General features: G+C 60.9%; 18 protein-coding genes. 10 read left to right on the plus strand and 8 right to left on the minus strand.

Features of this window, described 5'->3' with window-relative positions; translation table 11 throughout:
* Nucleotides 1-26 precede the first annotated feature (26 nt).
* On the minus strand, nucleotides 27-2,897 hold the full coding sequence (uvrA, locus tag HW556_RS11310; protein ID WP_176900136.1) for an excinuclease ABC subunit UvrA: 2,871 nt from the start codon (nucleotides 2,895-2,897) through the stop codon (nucleotides 27-29).
* A gap of 656 nt (nucleotides 2,898-3,553) precedes the next feature.
* Between uvrA and HW556_RS11315 the strand changes: the two genes are divergently transcribed.
* The 3 genes from HW556_RS11315 (at nucleotide 3,554) to HW556_RS11325 (ending at nucleotide 6,646) form a co-directional block, all read left to right on the plus strand.
* Nucleotides 3,554-4,174 (plus strand): hypothetical protein, encoded by a 621-nt coding sequence (locus tag HW556_RS11315; RefSeq protein ID WP_176900137.1) that lies wholly within the window; start codon nucleotides 3,554-3,556, stop codon nucleotides 4,172-4,174.
* Nucleotides 4,175-4,364: 190 nt separating this feature from the next.
* Nucleotides 4,365-4,700: a hypothetical protein gene (locus HW556_RS11320; protein ID WP_176900138.1), complete on the plus strand. Its 336-nt coding sequence runs from the start codon at nucleotides 4,365-4,367 to the stop codon at nucleotides 4,698-4,700.
* A 476-nt stretch (nucleotides 4,701-5,176) separates the two neighbouring features.
* Nucleotides 5,177-6,646 carry an alpha/beta hydrolase family protein gene (locus HW556_RS11325; RefSeq protein ID WP_176900139.1) on the plus strand — a complete coding sequence of 490 codons (1,470 nt, stop codon included), beginning with the start codon at nucleotides 5,177-5,179 and terminating at the stop codon, nucleotides 6,644-6,646.
* A gap of 35 nt (nucleotides 6,647-6,681) precedes the next feature.
* Here the strand turns inward: HW556_RS11325 and HW556_RS11330 are convergent, their stop codons facing one another.
* Nucleotides 6,682-7,962: an MFS transporter gene (locus HW556_RS11330; RefSeq protein ID WP_176900140.1), complete on the minus strand. Its 1,281-nt coding sequence runs from the start codon at nucleotides 7,960-7,962 to the stop codon at nucleotides 6,682-6,684.
* Nucleotides 7,963-8,325: 363 nt separating this feature from the next.
* Between HW556_RS11330 and HW556_RS11335 the strand changes: the two genes are divergently transcribed.
* From HW556_RS11335 to nth, 4 genes are all read left to right on the plus strand, one after another.
* Complete coding sequence (locus HW556_RS11335) at nucleotides 8,326-8,901, plus strand: DUF6799 domain-containing protein (RefSeq protein WP_176900141.1); 576 nt, start codon at nucleotides 8,326-8,328, stop codon at nucleotides 8,899-8,901.
* Between the two features lie 351 nt (nucleotides 8,902-9,252).
* Nucleotides 9,253-9,888, plus strand: coding sequence for an RNA polymerase sigma factor (locus HW556_RS11340; RefSeq protein WP_176900142.1), 636 nt, complete (start codon nucleotides 9,253-9,255; stop codon nucleotides 9,886-9,888).
* Nucleotides 9,866-10,057 (plus strand): hypothetical protein, encoded by a 192-nt coding sequence (locus HW556_RS11345; protein WP_176900144.1) that lies wholly within the window; start codon nucleotides 9,866-9,868, stop codon nucleotides 10,055-10,057. Before HW556_RS11340 ends, HW556_RS11345 begins: the two co-directional genes overlap by 23 nt.
* A gap of 123 nt (nucleotides 10,058-10,180) precedes the next feature.
* Nucleotides 10,181-10,903, plus strand: a complete 723-nt coding sequence (gene nth / locus HW556_RS11350; RefSeq protein WP_176900146.1) for an endonuclease III — start codon at nucleotides 10,181-10,183, stop codon at nucleotides 10,901-10,903.
* A 35-nt stretch (nucleotides 10,904-10,938) separates the two neighbouring features.
* On the opposite strand, the gene HW556_RS11355 is transcribed toward nth, so the two are convergent.
* From HW556_RS11355 to HW556_RS11370, 4 genes are all read right to left on the minus strand, one after another.
* Nucleotides 10,939-12,162, minus strand: coding sequence for a glycosyltransferase family 4 protein (locus HW556_RS11355; protein WP_176900148.1), 1,224 nt, complete (start codon nucleotides 12,160-12,162; stop codon nucleotides 10,939-10,941).
* A gap of 180 nt (nucleotides 12,163-12,342) precedes the next feature.
* Nucleotides 12,343-12,951: a D-sedoheptulose 7-phosphate isomerase gene (gene lpcA / locus HW556_RS11360; protein ID WP_176900150.1), complete on the minus strand. Its 609-nt coding sequence runs from the start codon at nucleotides 12,949-12,951 to the stop codon at nucleotides 12,343-12,345.
* 12 nt (nucleotides 12,952-12,963) lie between these two features.
* On the minus strand, nucleotides 12,964-13,404 hold the full coding sequence (locus HW556_RS11365) for a hypothetical protein (protein ID WP_176900152.1): 441 nt from the start codon (nucleotides 13,402-13,404) through the stop codon (nucleotides 12,964-12,966).
* Between the two features lie 130 nt (nucleotides 13,405-13,534).
* A complete protein-coding gene (locus HW556_RS11370) occupies nucleotides 13,535-15,382 on the minus strand; it encodes an ABC transporter ATP-binding protein (protein WP_176900153.1) in 1,848 nt (615 codons plus the stop codon).
* Nucleotides 15,383-15,526: 144 nt separating this feature from the next.
* On the opposite strand from HW556_RS11370, the gene HW556_RS11375 reads away from it, so the two are divergent.
* On the plus strand, nucleotides 15,527-15,970 hold the full coding sequence (locus tag HW556_RS11375) for a QcrA and Rieske domain-containing protein (protein ID WP_176900155.1): 444 nt from the start codon (nucleotides 15,527-15,529) through the stop codon (nucleotides 15,968-15,970).
* 76 nt (nucleotides 15,971-16,046) lie between these two features.
* On the opposite strand, the gene HW556_RS11380 is transcribed toward HW556_RS11375, so the two are convergent.
* The gene (locus HW556_RS11380) at nucleotides 16,047-16,385 is read right to left on the minus strand and encodes an ADP-ribosylation/crystallin J1 (protein ID WP_176900157.1); all 339 of its coding nucleotides are present in this window, start codon (nucleotides 16,383-16,385) and stop codon (nucleotides 16,047-16,049) included.
* A 150-nt stretch (nucleotides 16,386-16,535) separates the two neighbouring features.
* On the minus strand, nucleotides 16,536-18,404 hold the full coding sequence (locus tag HW556_RS11385) for a hypothetical protein (protein WP_176900158.1): 1,869 nt from the start codon (nucleotides 18,402-18,404) through the stop codon (nucleotides 16,536-16,538).
* Nucleotides 18,405-18,528: 124 nt separating this feature from the next.
* Here HW556_RS11385 and HW556_RS11390 point away from each other — a divergent pair, with 124 nt between their 5' ends.
* Nucleotides 18,529-19,476 carry a GNAT family N-acetyltransferase gene (locus HW556_RS11390; protein WP_176900160.1) on the plus strand — a complete coding sequence of 316 codons (948 nt, stop codon included), beginning with the start codon at nucleotides 18,529-18,531 and terminating at the stop codon, nucleotides 19,474-19,476.
* Nucleotides 19,464-20,162 carry a uracil phosphoribosyltransferase gene (gene upp / locus HW556_RS11395; protein WP_176900161.1) on the plus strand — a complete coding sequence of 233 codons (699 nt, stop codon included), beginning with the start codon at nucleotides 19,464-19,466 and terminating at the stop codon, nucleotides 20,160-20,162. The genes HW556_RS11390 and upp overlap by 13 nt, the downstream gene beginning before the upstream one ends.
* Nucleotides 20,163-20,193 lie beyond the last annotated feature (31 nt).

Genomic DNA, 20,193 nt, shown 5'->3' on the forward strand with positions numbered 1-20,193 from the left:
GGAAAACGCCCCGCCCCTACCTGTGCTTACAGCTTCTCCGCCAAAAACTTCGCTGTGGAATTCGTGTCCTTGAGCTTAACGAACTGCTCGGGCGTTCCTTCGAACAGCAGGTGGCCGCCGTTCAATCCCCCTTCGGGGCCGAGGTCAATCAGCCAGTCGGCGCACTTGATGATGTCCATGTTGTGCTCGATGATGAGTACCGAGTTGCCCTGCTCGACCAGCGCGTTGAGGGCCAGCATAAGCTTGTTGATGTCGTGGAAGTGCAGGCCGGTGCTGGGTTCGTCGAAGATGAACAGGATTTTATCGTTCTGCAGCGTGTTGCCCTTGGTCAGGAACGAGGCCAGCTTCACGCGCTGGGCCTCGCCGCCTGAAAGCGTATTGGCCGACTGCCCCAGGCGGATGTAGCCCAGCCCCACATCATCCAGCGGCTTAAGGCGCTCGATTATTTTGTTCTGCTCCTTGAAGAAGTCCAGACTGTCTTCGATGGTCATTTCGAGCACATCATTGATGCTCAGACCCTGGAACTGCACGTCGAGCACGTCCTGCTTGAACTTGCGGCCCTCGCAGGCCTCACAGGTCAGGAAGATGTCGGCCATGAACTGCATCTCGATTTTCACCTGGCCCTCGCCCTGGCACACCTCGCAGCGCCCGCCCTCCACATTAAACGAGAAGTGCGAAGGCTTGAAGCCCCGGGCCTTGGCCAACGGCTGGTCGGCAAACAGGCTCCGGATGGCGTCGTAGGCTTTCACGTAAGTCACAGGGTTCGAGCGGCTGCTCTTGCCAATCGGGTTCTGGTCGACAAACTCAACGTGCGTTACCTGCCCGGCCGCGCCGGTGAGGCGGTCGAACTTGCCGGTGCTTTCGCCCGCGCCGCCACCGAGCTGCTTGAGCAGCGCCGGGGCCAGAATACGCTTGACGAGCGTGCTTTTGCCCGAGCCCGACACGCCCGTAACCACTGTCATCACGTTCAACGGAAACTTCACGCTTACGTTTTTGAGGTTGTTCTCGCGGGCGCCGGTCAGCTCCAGGGCGTTGCGCCAGGGGCGGCGCGTTTTGGGTACGGCCACTTCGCGGCGGCCGCTCAGGTATTCGCCAGTGTAGGTGTCGGAAGCCAAAACCTCGGCGTAGGTGCCCTGGAATTGCAGGATGCCGCCGCCGCTGCCGGCCTCGGGGCCGATGTCGATGATCTGGTCGGCCTGCTGCATCATCTTGTCCTCGTGCTCCACCACAATTACGGTGTTGCCCAGCTGCTGCAACGAGCGCAGCACGCCAATCAGCTGCTCGGCATCCTGCGGGTGCAGGCCAATGCTGGGCTCATCAAGAATGTACATCGAGCCCACCAGCGCCGAACCGAGCGAGGTAGCCAGCGAAATCCGTTGGCTCTCGCCGCCGCTCAGCGTGCTGCTGAGGCGGTTGAGCGTGAGGTAGCCCAGGCCCACCCGGTTGAGGTAGCCCAACCGATTCGTGATTTCGGTTACCAGCCGCTCGGCCACTTTGGCCTCGTGCTCGGGCAGATCCAGACCGCCAAAAAACGCCAGCGCCTCGCTCACCGGCAGCAGCACCAGATCGGTGATGCTGTGGTCGGCAATCTTCACGTACTGGGCGTCTTTGCGGAGGCGGCTGCCGCGGCAGTCGGGGCAGGTGGTGCGGCCCCGGTAGCGGCTTTGCAGCACCCGGTACTGGATTTTGTGGCTCTGGGTGCTCACCCATTTAAAGTAGTCGTCGAGCCCGTCGAAGTACTTGTTGCCCTTCCACAGCACGGCCTGCTCGGCCTCGCTCAGCTCATTGTAGGGCCGATGAATGGGAAAATCGAAGCGGATGCCGTTCTTGATGAGCGGCTTAAGCCACTCGCTTTGCTTGTCGGTGCGCCAAGGCGCAATGGCCCCCTCGTACACCGTCAGGCTCTTGTCGGGTATCACCAAATCCTCGTCAATACCCAGTACCGAGCCGAAGCCCTCGCAGGTCTGGCAGGCGCCGTAGGGGTTGTTGAAGGAGAAGAAGTTCACGCTCGGCTCCTCAAACATCAACCCGTCCAACTCGAATTTATCCGAGAAGGTCTTTTCAAGGAGCTGTGGCTGGTCGCCTTCACTCGCGGCTGGCAGCTGGCAGCTAACAACCAAACTCCCGTGGCCCTCGAAAAAAGCAGTCTGCACCGAGTCGGCCAAGCGGAAAGCCAAGTCCTCATCGCCGGGCACCATCACGGCGCGGTCGATCATGATAAACACCGGGCCCTTCACTTCGGGCTGGCCCTCGGTTAGCAGGTCTTCGATGAAGGCCATATCGCCACCGCCTACTACCACGCGGCTGTAGCCCTTCTGGAGCAGCAAATCCAGCTCCTTGCTCATGGGCCGGCCGTCTTCGGAGCGCTGCAGCGGGGCCAGCAGCGTCAGGCGCGTATCGGCGGGCAGGCGCATGAGGTCGTCCACCACGTCGGCCACGTTGTCTTTCTTCACCTGCTCGCCGCTGACGGGCGAGTAGGTGCGGCCCACCCGCGCAAACAGCAGCTTGAGGTAGTCGTAGATTTCGGTGCTGGTACCTACGGTCGAGCGGTTGTTCTTGATGCTCACCTTCTGCTCGATGGCAATGGCCGGCGAGATGCCCCGGATGTAGTCCACGTCGGGCTTGTCCATGCGGCCCAGAAACTGGCGGGCGTAACTGCTCAGGCTCTCCACGTACATGCGCTGCCCCTCGGCATACAGCGTATCAAAGGCCAGGCTCGACTTGCCCGAACCCGACAGGCCCGTAACCACGATGAACTGGTTGCGCGGCAACGCCACGCTGAGGTTTTTGAGGTTGTGAACCCGCGCGTTTTTAATGAGGATGAACTCGCGCGGGTCGAGCTGGTCAATCGGGTCGGCCGCGGGGGCGGTCAGTTGCAAATCGGAATTGTCGGCCATAGAAGCAGTAACAACGAGCCGCCCGGATTTGGTTTCGGCGCGGCTGAGGTTGGGGCAGGCGAAGATACGGCGGGATTAGGAGCGGCGGGGTATTGCCGGTCCGGGCATCACCGTTATCTTGCAAGTGCAATGCTGCCGTGCATCCCCGTTAGCGCGGTCTGACGGCCGTTGACATGTCCCCCAACCTCAACATCAAAGTTGCTATCCCCTGTTCTCCATGCTGTCATTGCTGCCCATACTGCTGTCTGTTTTTGGAATGATATTCGTGATTTTTGGGGGCTGGTACTTAATAAAGCTGATAGTAAAGCTGAATATATACGTGCAGCTGCTGATTGACAAGGAGCAGCAAGATTAACGGGCCAGTACCGGGTTTCGGCCTTCGGCAGCGGAGGCGGCGCTGCAAGGAAGCTCCGCTTATGGCCCAGGCAGAAATTGATGAACGCGGCTTGCCTCTGCATGAAGGCCGCGGCGGCGGCAGTGCGGCCAAAAGGTTGGGGTGTTGCCCTCGCCGGCCGGCCGGAGCGGGAATAGCTAGCGCTGCACCCTAGCCACCGGCCAGAATGGTTTCCTGCGAGGGTAGTGAAGGCACAGAATCTGCCTGGAATGAGCGCGCGTAAAGCCTTAACATTGCGGCTCGCCTCATCATGTCTCCCGCCATGTTTGCTCCCAGCCCGCTAGCCGCCCTGTGTACCGTTCTGCAAGCTGTGCGCGTCCGCGCCGACACTAACGCCCAGCTGCTGCGCAAAAACGAGGCCGCCACCCGCGCCGCCCTCATCGACCCAGTATTGCGGGCGCTGGGCTGGGATACGGCCGATGTGCGAATGGTGGAGCCCGAAAAAACGATTGGCGTCAAGCAGGCCCTCGACTACGTGCTGTATGACGCGGCCGGCGCTGTGTCGGTGGTGATAGAGGCAAAGAAGCTGGGTGAAAGCCTCGATAAGCTCGGGCACATCGGAGCCGCCATCGGCTACGCTTTTTCGCTTAAACCCAAAAAACTCCTCATCACCGACGGAATAAACTGGCATTACTACTCGCCCGGCCATTCCAACTTCCATCCGGTCGAAACCATTTCCCTCCTGAAAACGCCGCTCGTCGAGTCTGCGCTGCAGCTGGTACGGTGGCTGGACGCTGCCCAGAGCGGCCACGGCGTTCCGGCAGCTGAACCTACGGGGCCGATGGCAAACCCGTCGGCGGCAACTGGCGCAAAGGCCGTAATCAAAAGCCCCAACCCGACGCCTTGTCCTTACCCAAATCTTTTTCCGACCTCGCCGAGGTAACGCCAAGGCCTTTTCTCGCTGGCTGCCCCCGCTTGAAAAGCGGTAAACCGGATAGGCAACCGCGCCAAAACGCCCTTCCAGCCGCACGGCTGGAAGGGCGTTCGAGTTTTGGGTAAGGACAAGCCCGACGCTCCCGCTTCCGGCAGCCAACAACAAGCCCGCTTTCGTCGAGCTGGCACAGGTACGCACGTTGGTCCTAACGCCCGGCCAAAAACCCACGGCCCTGCAGCTGCCCGACGGTTCGGTGGTGCCCATCAAAACCTGGAAAGATGTGTTGGTGCAGCTCAGCCTTTATGTAATCCAGCAGCGTCCGTTGACCCCCATTCCTCATCTTGATAAAGCCGGCAAAAAGACTGCTTTGTTTAGCTGGAACAAACCAAAGGAGGGCATTGGCTACAAGGAAACCACCCTGCACGGCCGGCCGCTTTACATCCATACCAACTACAGCGCGGCCAGCTGCGTGGCCAACGCCCTGCATGTGCTCCGGCTACTGCCCGATACGGCAGTGGCGGCCGTTGCTTTTTAAGGACGTGTTTGGGAATTGTGGTGCTGAGCTTGCCGAAGCATCTTTGCCGCAGTAGTATATGATTACCGTTGCGGTAGAGATGCTTCGGCAGGCTCAGCATGACGGAAACACCGATTTAATAAATTCTCAAACACGCTTTAAGGGCCTTCACTCGCTTCCTTACTAGCCTCACCTGAAACCCCTGTTTCCCGGTGCCGCTGCCTGTGGCTGCCGGGCGGCCCGGTACCCAAAACGGCGGCTGACTGGCCCAAAGGCACAACAGTAGGCTGCGGCCGTGCCGATAGATGCCGGACGCTGCGAGCCGGCATGTAAGCAGCATGCAAAGCCACTGATTTAAGTTTTTTTTGGGCCAAACGGCTGATTTCGCAGCTTCGCAGCTGGTGACGCAACATCATAAGGGGAATCTACGTCAAATTCTATAATTTCAATTCGTTAGCCCTCTGTAAGCGGAGAAAACCACTTTTGAATTTGACTTTATGAAGAAGCTGCTACTCTTTTTTTTACTGTTCAGCTTAGTTAGTAGCCCGGTTTGGGCCGCCGACCCGCCTAAACTCAACGGCCAGTGGTCCGGCCCGCTGAAGGTGCCCGGCGGCGAGCTGAAACTCATCCTCACCATCGTGCCGCTGTCTAACGGCACTTACTATGCGGCCCTCGATGTGCCCCAGCAGCGCATCAGCCGCATGCCGGCCACGGCCACCGTAAAGGGCCTCGATATTACGGTGAGTATCGAGCAGGCAGGCAGCCGCTTCGTGGGCAAAATCCTGAAAAACGGCACGATGTTGCAGGGTGCCTGGAGCCAGCCGGGCCTCAAAGCGCCCCTCACCTTAAAGCGCCTCGAAACCCCCAAGCCGGCCACCGTGGCGGGCAAGCCACCCCTCACGCGGCCCTACCGCGAAGAAACCGTTAGCTTCTATAATAAGGAGGCCCAGATCCGGCTGGCCGGCACGCTCACCACACCCGCCGGGCCGGGCCCATTTCCGGCCGTGGTGCTGCTCTCCGACTCGGGCCCCCACGACCGCGACATGACCGAGCAGGACTACCGCCTGTTCGGCTCGCTGGCCGACCACCTCACCCGTCGTGGCATTGCCGTGTTGCGGTTTGATGACCGGGGCGTGGGCCAGTCGCAGGGCAGCCACTTCAATACCACCACCGCCGATGTGGTGAGCGACGCGCAGGCGGCACTAAGTTTTCTGCGCACCCGCCGCCTGCTCGATACGCGCTACCTGGGCCTGCTCGGGCACGGCGAAGGGGCCAACGTAGCCCTGCTGACGGCCGCCGAGCCTGCCTCGGCCGCCCCAGCCTTTGTGGTGGCGCTGGCTCCCTACGGGGTGCCAGGCCGCGACGTAGTCAGGCGGCAACAGCTGGAGATTATGCGCCTCATCGGCTCGAATCCTGCCCAGGTGAAGGCCGCACTCAACCTGAACCAGGAGATGATTCGCATCGTCCGCCAGACGCCCAACGACAACCAGGCCCGCGGCAAGGTGGCGGCCCTGCTGCGCTTCCACAACACCGACCTCGACCCGCACATGGCCCGCGCCCGCGCGGTGCAGCTTACTTCGCCCTGGTCGCGCTACTTTCTCGATTTCGACCCTGTGCGTACGCTATCGGCCGTGAAGTGCCCCGTGCTGCTGCTCGGCGGCGCCGACGATTTGCAGGTATCCACGAGCCAGAACCTGCCCCCGCTGAAAAAGGGCCTGAAGAACAGCGCAGCAACAGCGATGCGCCTGCCGGGCGTCAACCACTGGTTTCAGCCCCCCATGAAGGCCTGGCCGGTGGTAAATGGCGACCCGCAGCCCGTGTTCTCGCCCAAAGCTCTGGACGAAATCAGGGAGTGGGTGTTCCGCAAAACCGAGCGCCCCCGGCCGGCTCCTACCACCGGCGAACAGCAAAAAAAGCAGCTGGTAAAAGGCAATAGCAGTGGTAGCGGCGGAAAAGTAAGCCGGTAGCATGACGGGCTTCTGGCCCTCATACATAACCCCCTCTATTCCTTCACCGGCGTCATATCCAGCCGGCGCAGCTTATCGGCTTTCAGGGCGGTCAGGGCTACGACTATCAGCGTCATGGTGCCGCCAAACACTACCGAGGTAACCGTGCCCATCAGGCGGGCCGCCGCACCCGACTCGAAGGAGCCGATTTCGTTGGACGAACCGATAAAGATGTTGTTGACGGCCGATACGCGCCCCTTGATGTGCTCGGGCGTGAAGGTGTGCAGCAGCGTGGAACGCACAATAACCGACACTGAATCGAAGATGCCGGTGAAAAACAGCAGCACGAGCGAAAGCCAGATATTGGTGGAAACCGCGAAGCCAATGGTGGCCAATCCGAAACCGGCCACGGCCCACAGCAGCTTGCGGCCGGCGTGGCGGCGCAGCGGGAAGTAGGTGAGCAGCGTGGCCATCAGCACCGAGCCCACGGCCGGTGCGGCTTCCAGGTGGCCCAACCCGGCGGCCCCCACTTTCAGAATATCCACCGCAAAAACCGGCAGCAGCGCCACCGCCCCGCCAAACAACACGGCAAACAAATCGAGCGAAATAGCGGCCAGAATCAGCTGGTTGCCCCAGATAAAGCGGATGCCGCTGAGCACGCTGGTTTTCAGGTCTTCTTTGGCTCCCACCGGTGCGGGCAGCGGCCGTGGCGCAATACCGGCAAAAAGCAGCAGGGCAACTGCCAGCAGCACAGTGGCCGTGAGGTAGGCAGACGCAATGCCCAGGTGGGCAATCAGGTAGCCCCCGATGGCGGGGCCTACCACCGAGGCGGCCTGCCAGGTGGTGCTGTTCCAGGTAATGGCGTTGGCCAGATGCTCGCGGTTGGGCAGCAGCTGCGGCATAAACGAGAACGTAGCCGGCCCCATAAAGCCGCGCGCAATGCCGCTCACGAAAATAACGGCGTACAGCGGCAGCGTGTAAAAGGCCTCGCGGGCCAGTAGGTGCCCACCGGCCGGCGAGGCCAGCAGCCACAGGGCCACCGCACACAGCAGCAGCCCGCCTACCGTGGCCACAATAATGTTCTTGCGGTTCACCGAGTCGGCCACATGACCGGCGTAGAGCGATACGCCGATGCTGGGCACGGCCTCGGCCAGGCCAATCAGGCCCAGGGCCAGCGGGTCGTTGGTGAGCTTGAAGATCTGCCAGCCGATAACCAGCCCCATGATGCGGGTGGCCAGCGTGAGGCAGATGCGGGCCAGCAGGTAGCGCCGGAAATCAGGCAGCCGCAGCGCGGCGTAAGGGTCGTGCCGGGCGGTGCCGGAAGCGGGGGAGGGCATAGGGCAAATAGCCGAAAAAACGACGGCCGGACAAAGGTACGCGCCATGCCTCCGTCGGCGTATGCAATGAAGCTGTTTAGGAAGTCAGAAGACGGTCATGCGGAGCTTGTCGAACCATCTTTACCGCTTCGTCTGAATCGATACCACGAAGCGATAGAGATGCTTCGACAAGCTCCGCATGACCGTTTCATTGGTGTCACCGGGCTAAACAGCTTCGATGCCAGGCCTACTGCACCAGCAACCCGTTGCTGGCAACCCGGGCCCGGATTTTGTGCTGCTTCGCAGCCAGCAACCCGAAACCCGGCCGTACGCGTATCTTCCGGGACAAAATGCCGTTTGCTATCTATCAATTCTTCGTCTGCTATGCCCAACGCCCGTTTTCTGCCTCGCCTGTTTCTGGCAGCCGGCCTGCTACTGCCGCCTGCGCTTGCCGCCCATGCCCAAACTGCTCCGGAGGCTTTTCCGGCCGCTACCCAGCTCAAGGATGGGGCCTTCCGCCGCGCCGGCCAGACCTACCGGCTGCTCGGCGGCCAGCAAACCCGCCTCACCGAAACTCTGGCGCTGGGCAACGGCTTCGAGCTTCGCCCCGATGGCCGGCTCGTGCGTAACGGCGTAACCCGGCAACTGCTGCAGAACGGCCAAGCCGTTACAATGGAAGGGAACGTAGTGCTGCTGCGCGACGATATGCTCACGCCCGCCGCCATTGCCCGCGCCGATAAGGCCGCTACGGGCGGCAGTACCACTAGTATCAGTATTCCAGCCTCGGCCAACATGGCGGCGCTGGTACCGCAGTTCGAACGCACCGCCAGCCGTCTCGCGCAGCTACGGCAGCTAACCGCATTGCTGGAGCAGCGCACGGCCGCACTGGCTGGCGGCACCACTCCCGCGCCCGGCCTGGAAAAGGAAATTCAGGCTCTCAGCGCCCAGCTTAGCCGCTAAAGGTCTGCCAACAGATTTGTTCTTTTCCGGACTTCTGGGCCTCGCTTTTTTTGGAAGTGAAGCCCGGAAGCCTTGTTTATGCCCGGCCCATAGCCGGCGGGGCTGGGGGCCGGCAACGGTAAGCGCAACCCTGGAATATGGCCGATGGACAATACCGTAGTATAAGTAGATTGAAAAATATTTTGGCATTTTCGGTAGCAGGCCATTGTGAATGGCGGGGCGGTTCTTTACATTTGGATTCTGCCGGTTATTCATCACCCTTTCATCCGGCCCCGTTCCCCAGCTGCGCTCTATGGTTTAAAGCTCTACGTTTCAGATTTTTCTCGTAGTCTTTATCAACCCGTGGCCTTTATGGATACCCCGCAGCCGAGCGATTCCGCGCTCATCTCCCTCTACATTGCTGGTCAGGAAGGGGCATTTGCCCAACTGCTGGAGCGGCACAAGGCCCGCGTGTTTACCACTATCCAACTGATAGTGCGCGACCCCGATACGGCCGAAGACTTATTGCAGGATACCTTCATCAAGGCCATCCATACCCTCAAAAGCGGCCGCTACAACGAGGAGGGGAAATTTTCGTCCTGGATTTGCCGGATTGCTCACAATATGGCCATCGACAGCTTCCGGCGCGAAAAACGTAGTCCTTTAGTAGCCCTCGACACAACAAGTCATCACTTCAATTCGTTGTCGTTGGCAGAAGAGGGAACCGAGGCTATGCTTACGCGGGAAGAAACCCACGAGCGGCTGCGGGGCCTGATTCAGGAGCTGCCCGCCGCGCAAAAGGAGGTGTTGCTCATGCGTCATTATGGCGATATGAGCTTCCAGGAAATTGCCGATGCAACGGGGGTCAGCATTAACACAGCGCTGGGACGCATGCGTTATGCGCTCATCAACCTGCGGAAAAAGATGGCCGCGCAACCCGTTTTCTATGATCAAAATCTTTACCCAAGAGACCCTGCTCCGGTACGTGTACAACGAGTTGCCGGCTGATGAGCAGCGCGACGTAGAGCAAGCCCTGCTCCACGACCCCGAACTGGCCACTACCTGCGCCGACCTGCTTCTGGCCCAGCAAAGCCTCGACGAGTTGCGCACGACTCCCTCGGCCCGCACCACCGATACTATTCTGCACTACTCGCGCACGTTTCCGCAGCTGAAGTAACCCGGTTTTTTCTGCGCCACTGGCCCAAGCCGCGCTGCTGCCTTCATCGGCTGCAGCGCGGCTTTTGTGGTTTTGGGTTACGGCGGGGGCGGTGGTGTTCGGGTTTCTTCGTAATGTTGCCCCATGCGCAAAACCGAGCGGTACCGCCACTTCACCGACTACTTCATCACCCACTTTCCGGAGCCGGAAACCGAGCTGACGTTTGCCAACCCCTACGAGCTGATCGTGGCCGTGGTGCTCAGCGCCCAGTGCACTGATAAACGCGTAAACCTGGTGACGCCCGCACTATTGGCGCAGTTCCCAACGCCCGCGCATCTGGCCGCCGCTTCGGCCGAGGAAATCTTCCCGTTCATCCGCAGCATTTCCTATCCCAACAACAAGGCCAAGCACCTCGCTGGGCTGGGGCGGATGCTGGCGCAGGATTTCGGGGGTGAGGTGCCCGGTACCATCGAAGAACTGCAGCGGCTGCCCGGCGTAGGGCGCAAAACGGCCAACGTCATCGTGTCGGTGGTGTACAACCAACCGGCAATGGCCGTCGATACGCATGTTTTCCGGGTGTCGCATCGGCTGGGACTGGTGGCTAAAACGGCCACTACGCCGCTGGCAGTGGAGAAAGAGTTGGTCTGCCACATTCCCGAAGTCCTCATTCCTAAGGCCCACCACTGGCTGATTCTGCACGGCCGTTACATATGCGTGGCCCGCCAGCCTAAGTGCGCCCAATGCCCGCTTACCAGCTGGTGCAAATACTACGCTGACGTGGTAAGCAAGCAGGAGATAATTCCGGTAAAATCAGCTTCCAAAGCAAAGAAAAGCCAGATTAATAGCAAATCGGGTACAACAAAGTAAATAAGTAGTCCTAGGGAGTACAAAGATTAGTTGGCTCAGCCAGATGCTTGCTCCAGAATGTGTTGCATTGTTCTGCCGAGTTGTTTGCGGTCGAATTTGGCAACTGCCAACTCCCGGCCTCGTGCCCCGGCGGCCTGCAGCCGTGCCGGCTGAGCCAGCAACTCCGCCAGCAGCTGCGCCAGCGCCGGCGCATCGTCGGCGGGCGAGTACCAGCCGCAGCCGTGGCGCTCCAGCAGCTCCCGCGTCCAGCCCGGGTTGGTCACGATAACCGGAGTTCCTACGGCCAGACTATCGTAGAACTTGGCCGGCGAGTTGGTGTCGAGCACCGGCAGGCCCAGGAACGGCGCTATCGATACCTCTGCCAGCCGAAACCAACTGAACACCGCATGGCGCGGCTGCGGCGGTACCACCCGGATGGCCGGGGTGCGCCGGGCGGCGGCGGCCAGTTCCTCAGCATAAAACCCTAATCCCATAAACAGCCAGACCACGTCGGGCTGAGTGGCGGCCAGTGCCTCGGCCGCGGCCAGCAGCAGCGGAATGGCATTAGCCCGCCCAAACGTGCCGGCGTACAGAATCACGCGCTTGCCCTCCAGCTGCTGTTCGCGACGCAACGTGGCTACGGCCTCATCGGTGGCGCGGGCGGCTAGCTCCAGGTCGGTGCCGTTGAGACTGGTGTGTACTTTGGCGGGGTCGAAGGACCAGCGCGAGCCGGCGGCCTGGCCGACGTGGCGCACGTGGCGGCTCATATCGGGCGAGAGTGTAACAACGGCCCGCGCCTGCTGGTAGAGCCGGCCTTCAAGACCATAGAGGGCGCGCCGGGCCAGCGGGTTGGGCACCGCGCCCATGGCAATCGGGAAGTCAGGCCACAAATCCTGCACCTCAAACACCCAGGGTACCCGCCGCCACCGCGCTACCTGCGCCGCGGCCCAGGCGGCTGTAAGCGGTGTGCTGATGCCCCAGATGACATCGGGCTTAGCTATGCGCAACCCTTCGCGCAGGGCGTAGGCCGCGTACTGCGCGAAAGCCAGCCCGCGCCGGGCCACCCCCATGTGGTTCTCGTAGGCAATGTCGGCGGCGTGCAACTCTACGCCGGGTGGTACCCACGGAAACTCGTGGGTCAGGCGCTGCGGCTCCCAGGTGCGGGTGGTAATAAGCGTAATGTGGTGCGTTTGGGCCAGCTGGGCCAACAGCGAGTAGTGCCGGCTGGTAGCCGGACAGTCGGGGTTGGTGTGGTACTGGCTGAAAACGGCAATATGCATGGGTTGAGCGGTTAGCCCGTAGCAGCTATTAGCTGATGGCTTTTCTGCTGACAAAAGAACGTCATTCAGAGCGAAGCGAAGAATCTCGCGTGAAGTCGTTGGTATGATAGCTCAACGACTTCACGCGAGATTCTTCGCTTCGCTCTGAATGACGTTTTTCCAGTCTTTTTACCTCATTCTCTACTCGCCGACAGCCGGCTCGGCTACTAGCTGCTCAATCAGTAGAATCATGATGTGGATGGCCTTGATGTGGATTTCCTGAATCCGGTCGGCGTAGCCGGTATGCGGGGGGCGGATTTCCACGTCGCTCAAGCCCGCTAGCAGACCGCCATCCTTACCCGTGAGGCTAACCACGCGCATCCCGGCGGTACGGGCGGCCTCGGCAGCGCGCAGAATGTTAGGCGAGTTACCGCTGGTGCTGATGGCCAGTAGCACGTCGGCCGGCCGGCCCAGGGCCTCTACATAGCGGCTGAACACATACTCGTAGCCGAAGTCGTTGGCCACGCAGCTCATGTGCGAGGCTTCGGTGAGGGCAATAGCGGCCAGCGCGGGACGGTTTTGGCGGTAACGGCCGGTGAGCTCCTCGGCAAAATGCTGGGCGTCGCAGAGCGAGCCGCCGTTGCCGCAGGTCAGGATTTTGCCGCCGGCCCGCAGTGAACTAGCCATAAGGCGGGCCGCTTGTTCAATGGCAGCCAGGTTGGCCGGGTTCTGCACGAACTGCGTCAGCACCGTCTGCGCTTCGGTCAGCTCGGCGCGAATTTGTTCAGTAAGCGAAAGGGGAGAAATCACAAAAGCGGGGGCTTATAACGGCCGGGAACTGTCGTCGGCGGGCGGGATAATCGTGTTGGGTTGCTGCATCGGCGCGTTACTCAGGCTGGGGTCCGACTGCGGATACAGCGGCTGGTCGGGGTAGGTGGTTACGCCGGTGCGGGGCGAAACGGGCGGACGCTCGGCGGCGCGCTGCTGCTCCAGCTGGTTGTCGTAGAGGCGGGCTTTCAACTCGTTGATTTTGCGGTCGGAAGCGGCCATTTCGCGGCGCAGCAAGGTGCTGTCGAGGTTTTCGGTGAGTAAATGCAGGCTTAACAGCACCACGGCCACCGCCAGCAGCGTGTAATAAAGGCTTTCAGCTGAGCCAGCCATACCCACGAAGCTGGTCTGTACCGAAGGCAGCAGTAGTACCAGCAGTGCCAGCACCAGAAAAATCATGACCAGAATAGTAACCAGACGTTTGAGAGCAAGCATATCACAAAGGTAAAGCAGAGGAGAAAGGCGGCCCATTCATACGGTTAAAACGAATTGGCGGACTAAATATAGCATTTTACAAATAGGCAGCGAAAATCCTATGGTTGAACTTAGCTGGATTTGAGGGGTGCTAAATCGGTTCGCTGCCAGCTGCCTGCATCGTGCTCAGGCGTTGGTAAAGGCCGCCAGTTCGGCGCAACAGCTGCTCGTGGGTGCCGCGCTCCGCAATCCGCCCGTGCTGGAGCACGATAATCTCGTCGGCGTGCTGCACGGTGCTCAGGCGGTGGGCAATTACGAGGCTGGTGCGGTTTTGCATGAGGCGCGTGAGGGCCTGTTGCACCAGCTGCTCGCTCTCGGTATCGAGGGCCGAAGTGGCTTCATCAAGAATGAGAATGGGTGGGTTGCGCAGAATAGCCCGCGCAATGCTCAGGCGCTGCCGCTGCCCGCCCGACAGGCGCGAGCCCCGGTCGCCGATAACGGTTTGGTAGCCCTCGGGCGTAGCCACAATGAACTCGTGGGCGTTGGCAATGCGGGCGGCTTCCATTACCTCGGCCTCGGTGGCTTCGGTATTGAAGCGGATGTTGTTGAAAATGGTGTCGTTGAACAGGATGCTCTCCTGCGTGACGATGCCCATCTGGTCGCGCACCGAATGGATGGTGCAGTCGCGCACGTCGAGGCCGTCGATGAGCAGCTGGCCGCCGGTGGGGTCGTAAAAACGAGGCAACAGGTCGGCCAGCGTGCTTTTGCCGCCGCCGCTGGGGCCTACCAACGCCACCGTTTTGCCCTTTTCAATGGTTAGGTTGATGTCGTCGAGCACCGTGGCCTCGCCGTAGCCGAAGCGCAGGTTGCGCAGCTCGATGCGGTTCTGGAAGGGCGGCAGTACCTGCGCGCCGGGCGTGTCGCGAATCAGCGGTTCGGTATCGATGATGCTCAGCACCCGCTCGCCGGCCACCAGCCCGCGCTGAATATTGCCAAACGACGATGACAGGGCCTTGGCTGGCGTGAGCACCTGCGAAAATAGCACCACGTAGGTAATAAAGGTTTCGCCCGTTAGGTTGGATTGACCGCCCAGAATCAAGGTGCCGCCGAAATATAGCAGACCCGCAACGACGGTTACTCCCGCAAATTCGGAGAAAGGAGACGCTAGGTCACGGGTGTTGTCGATGCGGCGCGAGGTGCGGGCATATTGGTCGTTCTGTTCTTCAAACTTGCCTTCGATATAGTTTTGGGCGTTGAAGGCTTTTATCACGCGAATACCACCCAGCGTTTCATCAATCACTGATAACATGGAGCCAAGAGTGCTTTGACTCTGCTTGGCTTGCTGGCGTAGTCGTTTGGCCACGCCAGCAATTAGAATGCCCGAAATCGGCAGCAGAATCAGCGTAAACAGCGTTAGGGGCACCGACATGTAGAACAATACCACGAAAAAGGCGATAATCTTGATCGGCTCCTGAATTACAGCCGTCATGGTATTTACCACCGATGATTCCACTTCCTGCACATCGGCCGTGAAGCGCGACATCAAATCACCCTTCCGCTCGTCGGCAAAGTAGCCCAGCTGCAGCTGCAGGATGCGGCGATATAAATCGTGGCGCAGGTTGCGGATGACGCGGGCCCGCACCTTGGCCAGCAGCCGTAAGCTCAAGTAGCGAAACAGGTTGCTCAACAGCACTGACACTACCACGATGATGCACACAAAGGTTAGGGCACCCATGGTGCCCTGCGTGGCCAGCACATCGGCAAAGAAGTAATTAAACGTGTCCTTCACCCAGTCGAGGCTCAGATGAAAAGCCGGCAGCTGGCTGGGAGCCTGGGTGGGGACCTGGTCGGTTTTCTCGAACAGAACCTGGAGCAACGGCATAATCAAGGCGAAGTTGGCCACCCCGAAAATCGTGGTCAGTACAGTGAAAAGCAGGTACTGGGGTAAGAAAGCAGCCCAAGGGCGGGCATACTGCAGAATGCGGAGGTAGGTTTTCATGGGCAGCCGCAAAGGTAGGATATCCGGCGACCCTACGACCCGGCAACCAGCCAAGTCCAAACCCGACAGTTAGCCGTATCTTCCCTGGGGCGGGCAGCTTTGCTGCTCTGGCGTGAGTTACCCGTCAGTTTTTCCCTTCCAGATATGAATCGTAAGGATTTCATTCAGTTGTGCGTGTTGGGTACGGCCGCCGTGGCCACCGGCACCCTGCACAGCTGCGGCAAAGACGATGGCGTAAGCCCCGGCGGGAGTGCTACCCCGCCCCCAGCGTCCGGTAGCATCGATTTCACGCTCGACCTTACGGCTCCAGCCAACGCCCAGCTGGCGGCCGGCACGGGCTTCGTGTATGGGGCCGGCAACCAGGTGCTGGTGGCCAAAACCAGCGCCGGGGCCTACGTGGCATTGCAGGCCAGCTGTACCCACGAGGGCGTGATGCTCAGCTTCAACAGCGGCACCAACCAGGTGCAGTGCCCCCGGCACGGCGGCACCTACAGCAGCACCGGCACCGTGCTGGCCGGCCCGCCGCCCGCCTCACTCAAGCAATACACCGTGGTCCAAACCGGCAACTCGCTCCGTATTACGGGTTGAGAATTACCGGATCAAAAATGCAAAAGCCCCGTCGGTACGTAACCGACGGGGCTTTTTGGTGGGCGACAATGGTAGGTTAGCCAGCTCCGAAAATGCTGATAACCTCAATGCGACCCACTAGCTGGCGGTTGAACTCGGCTAACTCCTCGGCCGGCACAAGCAGCGCGTCGGGCTCCCGACTACCTACCTGCTCCACCGGCAACTGGGCGGCGTAGTCGGCAAACAGCGCAAAGCGTAGCAGGTAGCTCGAATCAGCGCCTGCTAAACCAGTTACCGATTCGGGTGGGGTGAGGTAGAAAACCAGCGGCTCCGGCTGAGCCAACGGAAACGCCAGCCAGTCAGAAGCTGCAATCCAATCCAGCTCGGCCTGAGTGACGGGCCGGTAGAGCAGCACTGTGGCCGGGTCGTGGCGCATGGTGGGGCGAATGCGTGGGTTGGTAAAATAAGCACGTCATGCTGAGCGGAGCCGAAGCATCTCTACCACAATGCTAACCCTAACGGTTGTAACGATGCAGTAGAGATGCTTCGGCAAGCTCAGCATGACGTGCTTATTCTAATCCCTGATTTAAAACTCGTGCAGGCGCTGGGCAATGTTCCAGCGCAGGGCCACTGAGGCCAGGGCCCCGTTGCCGGCCGTGTAGTAAGCAGGCGCGGGCGTGTTGCCGGAGAAGGTGCGGTTACGGTAAACGAACTTGGCGTCGAGGAACAGGTTGTGGGCGGCCTGGTAAGTGGCCGTCAGGTCGGAGTGCAGCAGGTAGGAAGTGATGCCGCTGCCGACGCTGAAGCCGAACTCGGCGGGGCGGGTAGTGTAGGACTTCAGCACGTTGGAGCCGAAGTTCTGCGTCCGGTCGGCATCGAGGCCCTGCTTGACCAAAAAGGCCTTGGCTACCACGTGCAGGCGGGGCAGGGGCTGGTAGCTGGCAATGCCGATCAGCTCCCAGAGGTTGGCGCCCATGGGGTGGGCCAGCGGCTGGGCGGCGTGCTGGTAGTCGCGGAACTTGTCGATGGCCTGGTAGGTGAAGGGCCGGATGAAGCTGAACTCGCCCTGCAGATCGAAGTTGCGGATGCCGGCCACGTTGATGTAGCGGGCCCCGAGCTGGGCGGCCTGCTTGTTGTTGGCCGAACCATTGCCAGCCCGAATCTGACTTATCAGGAACTCATCGAGCACGACTTGGCCATATAGCTGCACCCGATTTTTAATATTCCACTTGAAATCGAGGCCCAGCAGGGCGTTGCCGTCGCGAGAGCCCACGCTTTGCTCGATGGCCCGGTAGAAGATGATGGGGTTGAGGTACTGCAGCTCAAACGTGTTGCGGTTTTGCAGCTGAACGTTGCCATTACTATCAAGCACTGGTTTACGGTTCACATATACCGTATCGCGCCGCCGCGAGCCCGACAGAATGCTCTCGAACAGGCCGATGTTGAGGTTGGGCAGCACGTCGAGGCTCAGGTGGTGCATGGCCAGAAACTTGCGTTCGTACACGTCGTCCCTGTCGGAGGGGTCGGTGATGAGCTGGGCGAACAGGTTCTGGTACTTGAACTTCCATACCCGGGTCTGCACCTTCAGAAACAGGTAGGGCGAGGAGTAATCCGATAGAATGAGGCTACGGTAGCCGTTGCCGATCTGGTTACGGTCGTGGCCCAGCTGCAGGCTCACATGGCGGCCGGCGGCGTAGGTAACGTAGCCGCGGGCTGAGAGAAAGTCGTACTGGCCGGGCGTGGTTTTAAACGGTTTCCAGAAGCCCTCATGGGGGACGGCCCGGTCGCGCTCCACGCGCTCCTGCACGTAAAACGGCACAGCCATCTGGTTGTCGGCCAGAAATGCGTAAAAGCCCAGCCGCTGATCCACGGTGCCTTCTACTTGCACGCCGCGGGTGTTGAGGAATGAGTAACTCTTGGCCCCGTCGTTGTTGCCCAGGCTCAGGCCCGCCACCGGATTCACGCGCAGCGAGAAGTCGGGCGTTTCCACGCTGTACAAATCAGACTGTCGCTCATACAAAGCCCCCAGATAGGGCTTGGAGCGGGCGTTTGTCGCCGAATCAAGCTTGGTGTCGTGCCAGTTGTCGCGCAGGAAGTAGCGCGCATTGAAGCGGTCCTGGGCCGAGAGGCCGGCACTGGAGTCGGCCAGCATGCGCTCGGCCAGCCGGGCCACGGCCGCACGGGTGTACGGCCGCACCGACGTATGAATCTCGCCCAGCTCATCGGAACCCTGCAGAATGGCGTAGCGGTCGATGAGCCGATAGATGTCGTTATCGAGCGGCACGTACGTAGTGCCCATTGTAGTTTTCGCTACTGGCTCGACAGGCTTAGGCGGCTGGTCGTAGATGAGCCAGTTTCCCTGCCCGTCGGCGGGGCGGGTGGGGGGCGTGTCCTGGGCAGCCGCCGGGGCCGCCAGCAGCGCCAGCAACGGCAGCAGCAGGTAGGTATTTTTCATAAGTGGAAGTCCGCAACGCTGGAGCTGGTTGACGGGTAGCAAAACTACGGAGTTTCAGTGGGTGAAAGATTGATATGCTGCGCAATCTCTCATTCGCTCGTCTCGCGCCGCCTACCTTTGCCCCATGCCCCCGTTTCGCCTGTTACGCTTCTCGCAACTCGACCTGCCTGCCTGGGACGCCTGCGTGGCCGGGGCGCGGCAGCCGGTGCCATACGCGCATAGCTGGTGGCTGCAAGCCACGGCCGGCCGCTGGGATGCGCTGGTACAGACCGAGCCCGAAACCGGCCGCTACCTCAGCGTCTGGCCGCTGCCTGCAAAGTGGCGACCGGGCGGCCGGCAGGTGTACCAGCCGCCCTTCACCCAGCAACTGGGGCTTATTTCTGGTGGTGAAGATGCTCCCAACATCGGCTCCGAACTGCTCCGGCTGACTCAGCGCTATGCCCGCTTCTACACCCAGCTCAACGAGGCCAATGGTGTGCCCGCCTTACCTGGCCAGTTCGCTTTTGAAGCCCGACAGACCTATCAGCTCGACCTCAGCCCCGCCTACGAAAACCTGCGGGCCGGCTATTGCGCCGACTACCGCCGCCGCCTGCTGCGCCACGAAACCGCCGTCGCGCCGCTGGCCGTAACTGAGTTGCCCGATACAGAACCACTGCTGGCCTTGTTTCAGCAAACCAAAGGCCCCGCCGCCGGCCTGCACCCGCGCCATTACGCCCGCCTGCGCCGGTTGTTGGCCGAATTGCACCGCCGGCAGCTGCTCGAAGCGCGGGCCGTGCGCCAGCCCGAAACCGGCGCACTGCTGGCCGGTGCCCTGTTTGTAAGCTACCGCAGCCGCCTGATTTACCTGTTCGCGGCTGCTTCCGACGAGGGTAAAAAAGCCGCCGCGCCCCTGCTGCTGCTCGACGAGGCCATTCGTCGCCACGCCGGTACACCGGGGCTGATACTTGATTTTGAAGGCAGTATGCTACCTGCCATTGCCCGTTTTTTCGCCAACTTCGGGGCCGTGCCCGTCCCGTACGCGGCCTTATCGTTCACCTCCCAACGCCCCTGGTACCTGCAATGGATGCCCTAACGCCCAACTCTGCCGACTCGACTGCCGCTGCCCACGCCAATTCCCGCGTGCGGATTCTGTGCGCCCAACCCTCCATTGCCAACCACTTCCTGGCCGAACTGCGCGACGTAGATGTGCAGAAAGACTCGCTCCGCTTTCGCCGTAACCTGCAGCGGCTGGGCGAAATTATGGCCTACAACATCAGCGCCGGCCTCGACTTCACTACCAAAACCGTGCGCACCCCGCTGGGCGAATCCAGCAGCATGCACCTCTCCGATTTTCCGGTGCTGGCCACTGTGCTGCGGGCCGGCCTGCCGTTTCACCAGGGTTTTCTCAACTATTTCGACCAGTCGCCCTCGGCATTCGTGGCGGCCTACCGCATCGAGGGTACGGCCCAGGTGCAGGTGCAGGTTGACTACCTCTCGGCCCCCAGCCTCGACGGGCGGGTACTAATTCTGGTGGACCCCATGCTGGCCTCGGGAAAGAGCCTAGTGCAGACGTACCGGGCCATGCTGCGCTTCGGCACGCCCCGCCAGGTATATATAGCGGCCGTTATTGCCTCGCCCCAGGGCGTCGAGTACGTCACGCGCGAAGTGCCCGAAGCCACGCTCTGGCTGGCCGCCCTCGATGACGACCTCAACGACCAAGCCTACATCGTGCCCGGCCTCGGCGACGCCGGCGACCTATCGTATGGCAGTAAGCTGTAGCCTGCGCGTTTAGCTGCTGGCTGTTCGCTTT

It is taken from the genome of Hymenobacter terrestris (genome assembly GCF_013377905.1).
In the GTDB taxonomy this organism is placed as follows: domain Bacteria; phylum Bacteroidota; class Bacteroidia; order Cytophagales; family Hymenobacteraceae; genus Hymenobacter; species Hymenobacter terrestris.